Origin of the sequence: Kitasatospora sp. NPDC059817 (genome assembly GCF_042731835.1) — a bacterium.
Classification (GTDB): domain Bacteria; phylum Actinomycetota; class Actinomycetes; order Streptomycetales; family Streptomycetaceae; genus Kitasatospora.
The window spans coordinates 1-2,802 of the sequence record NZ_JBHWIR010000376.1 but is presented as its reverse complement, the minus strand read 5'-3'; the positions used below and the strand labels follow the sequence as shown (position 1 = coordinate 2,802).

General features: G+C 69.8%; 3 protein-coding genes. 1 reads left to right on the top strand and 2 read right to left on the bottom strand.

Going from position 1 to position 2,802, the window contains the following annotated elements; genetic code table 11:
* Nucleotides 1-393 precede the first annotated feature (393 nt).
* Nucleotides 394-1,665, bottom strand: a complete 1,272-nt coding sequence (gene tyrS / locus ACFV61_RS35415; RefSeq protein WP_363378737.1) for a tyrosine--tRNA ligase — start codon at nucleotides 1,663-1,665, stop codon at nucleotides 394-396.
* A gap of 292 nt (nucleotides 1,666-1,957) precedes the next feature.
* Here tyrS and ACFV61_RS35410 point away from each other — a divergent pair, with 292 nt between their 5' ends.
* Nucleotides 1,958-2,500 (top strand): HNH endonuclease, encoded by a 543-nt coding sequence (locus ACFV61_RS35410; protein ID WP_063349641.1) that lies wholly within the window; start codon nucleotides 1,958-1,960, stop codon nucleotides 2,498-2,500.
* A 33-nt stretch (nucleotides 2,501-2,533) separates the two neighbouring features.
* On the opposite strand, the gene ACFV61_RS35405 is transcribed toward ACFV61_RS35410, so the two are convergent.
* On the bottom strand, nucleotides 2,534-2,802 hold a 269-nt coding region (locus ACFV61_RS35405), incomplete at its 5' end, for a hypothetical protein (protein WP_380496242.1).

Below are 2,802 nucleotides of genomic sequence, written 5' to 3'. Positions count from 1 at the left end.
GGAACGGACACTTCCTTCGGACCGCCTTCCAGCGGGCCCTCCGGGCGCTTCGTTCTTTCGTGTTTCCAGCTTACCAGATGTTTTCCGCTCCGTTTTCCGGAGTTTCATTCATCCGATTTCCCGAACTGGTCGGGCCGCTTTCCGCGACGGCCTCCACATTAGCGCATTTCGGTTGTTACCCGAAATTCACACTCACCACGGTTGACGGAAATGCCAACAAACCCATGTCAATGGGAATCGAGGTGAGGGTGGGTCCCGCAGAGTGGGGTGGCCGCATCAGCGACTCGTTCAACACTAGGCCACCCGGACGACATCGTCAAACACTGAGGGCGGGATCCGGCTGGATCCCGCCCTCGTATGTCGAAGCCGCAGCTCAGCGGCGTCGTGTTTCGGTCACGCCGTAGCCGGAACCAACTCCGCCGCCGCCAGGTTGCGCTTGCCGCGGCGCAGCACGAGCCAGCGGCCGTGCAGCAGGTCGGCCTCAGCCGGCACCGCTTCCTCGTCCGTCACCTTGACGTTGTTGAGGTAGGCGCCGCCCTCCTTGACCGTGCGGCGGGCGGCCGAACGGCTCGGTGCCAAGCCGACGGCGACCAACAGGTCGACCACCGACTGGAGTTCGGCCACCTCGGCCTTCGGGACCTCGGACAAGGCGGCGGCCAGGGTCGGCGCCTCCAGGTCGGCGAGGTCGCCCTGTCCGAACAGCGCCTTGGACGCGGCGACCGCGCGCTCGTACTGCTCGGCGCCGTGGACGAGGGTGGTGAGCTCCTCGGCGAGGGCTCGCTGGGCGAGGCGGGCGGCGGGGCGCTCGGTGGTCTCGCGCTCCAGCTCCTCGATCTCCTCCTTCGAGCGGAAGCTGAAGATCCGCAGGAAGTTGGGGACGTCCCGGTCGTCCGCGTTCAGCCAGAACTGGTAGAAGGCGTACGGGGTGGTCAGCTCGGGGTCGAGCCAGACCGTGCCGGACTCGGTCTTGCCGAACTTGGTGCCGTCGGCCTTGACGATCAGCGGCGTGGCCAGCGCGTGCACGGACTTGGCGTCGGCCTTGCGGATCAGGTCCGTGCCGGCGGTCAGGTTGCCCCACTGGTCACTGCCACCGGTCTGCAGGGTGCAGCCGTAGCGACGGTTCAGCTCCAGGTAGTCCATGCCTTGCAGGATCTGGTAGCTGAACTCGGTGTAGCTGATACCCGCGTCGGAGTTGAGCCGTCGGGCGACGGCCTCCTTGGCGATCATGTTGTTGACGCGGAAGTACTTGCCCACGTCGCGCAGCAGGCTGATGGCCGACATCCCGGACGTCCAGTCCAGGTTGTTGACCATGCGCGCCGCGTAGGGGCCCTCGAAATCGAGGAATCGCGAGATCTGGCCCCGCAGTCGCTCGACCCAGCCGGCCACCGTCTCGGGGTCGTTGAGGACGCGCTCGGCGGTGGGCTTCGGGTCACCGATGAGGCCCGTGGCGCCGCCGACCAGGCCGAGCGGGAGGTTTCCCGCCTGCTGGATGCGGCGCATGGTGAGGATCTGCACGAGGTTGCCGAGGTGCAGGCTGGGGGCCGTCGGGTCGAAGCCGCAATAGAACGTGACCGGGCCGTCCGCGAACGCCTTGCGCAGTGCGTCCTCGTCGGTGGACAGGGCGATCAGCCCCCGCCACCGCAGCTCGTCGACGATGTCCGTCACGGTCACGCTTCTCCTTCGATCGGGCGCCCGCCCGGTGGCGGGCCCGGTTCTCTCGGACCCCGGGTCGGTACGACTCCAGCGTGGTAGAGCCTACGCGGTCGGGGCCAGCGGGTTTTCCCCGAGCGTCGTGCCGCATTCCTCCCCCGGCCCCTCCGGCGCCTGCCCGATACCGGAAATTCCGTTGTTCGTCGGCTGTGGGCCCGTTCAGAGTGGTGTCACCGCCGTGCGGCGGCAGTGACGTGTGTGGAGACGGTCGTGCCGCCGTGGCACGCCCACGGGAAGGGTGTGCCAAGTGCGCAACACGCTGGTTCTGAACGCGAGCTACGAGCCCCTGACGACGGTGTCGCTCCAGCGCGCCGTCGTCCTGGTGCTCCAGGACAAGGCGGTGGTGGAGCAGGCGCATCCGCTGCGCACGGTCCGGGGGACGGGCGTCAGCATCCCGGTGCCCCGGGTGATCAGGCTTCAGCGCTACGTGAGAGTGCCGTTCCGACAACAGGCGCCGTGGTCGCGGCGGGGTGTCCTGGCCCGGGACCAGCACCTGTGCGCGTACTGCGGGCGGCGGGCCACCACGGTGGACCACCTGCAGCCCAGGTCGCGCGGTGGGGAGGACAGCTGGTTGAACACCGTGGCCGCGTGCCCGGAGGACAACCAGCGCAAGGCGGACCGGACACCCGAGCAGGCCGGGATGAGGCTGCTGCGCCGGCCGTTCGTGCCGACCCCGCAGGCCACCCTCATGCTGGCGCTCGGCCTGCGCGGCTCGGAGGCCCGGGAGCTGGCCGACTGGCTGCCGGCCGTGCCGGGCCAGCCCGCTCCGACAGCCGTCCCGGCGGCGTGAACGCGGCCGCGAGCCGTGCCCGACGGGGGCGGGCTAGCCCTTCGCCTGGTAGCCCGCCGCCGTGCCGTAGTTGGCCGAGTGCTCGGGCATCACGACCACCCGCCCGCCGCCGATCAGCACCCGCCCGGAGACCAGCAGCGAACCGGTGCCCTGCGGGAAATTGCCGCCGGTCGCCTCCTGGCCGCCGGCCAGCGGGAACCGGCTGAGGCGGGCGGGCTGGTCGCGGCGTTCGTCGGCGGCGAGCACCAGCGCGCCGCCGACGAAGCCGACCGCCCGGACAGATTCCCTTGGGGCGGGAGTCG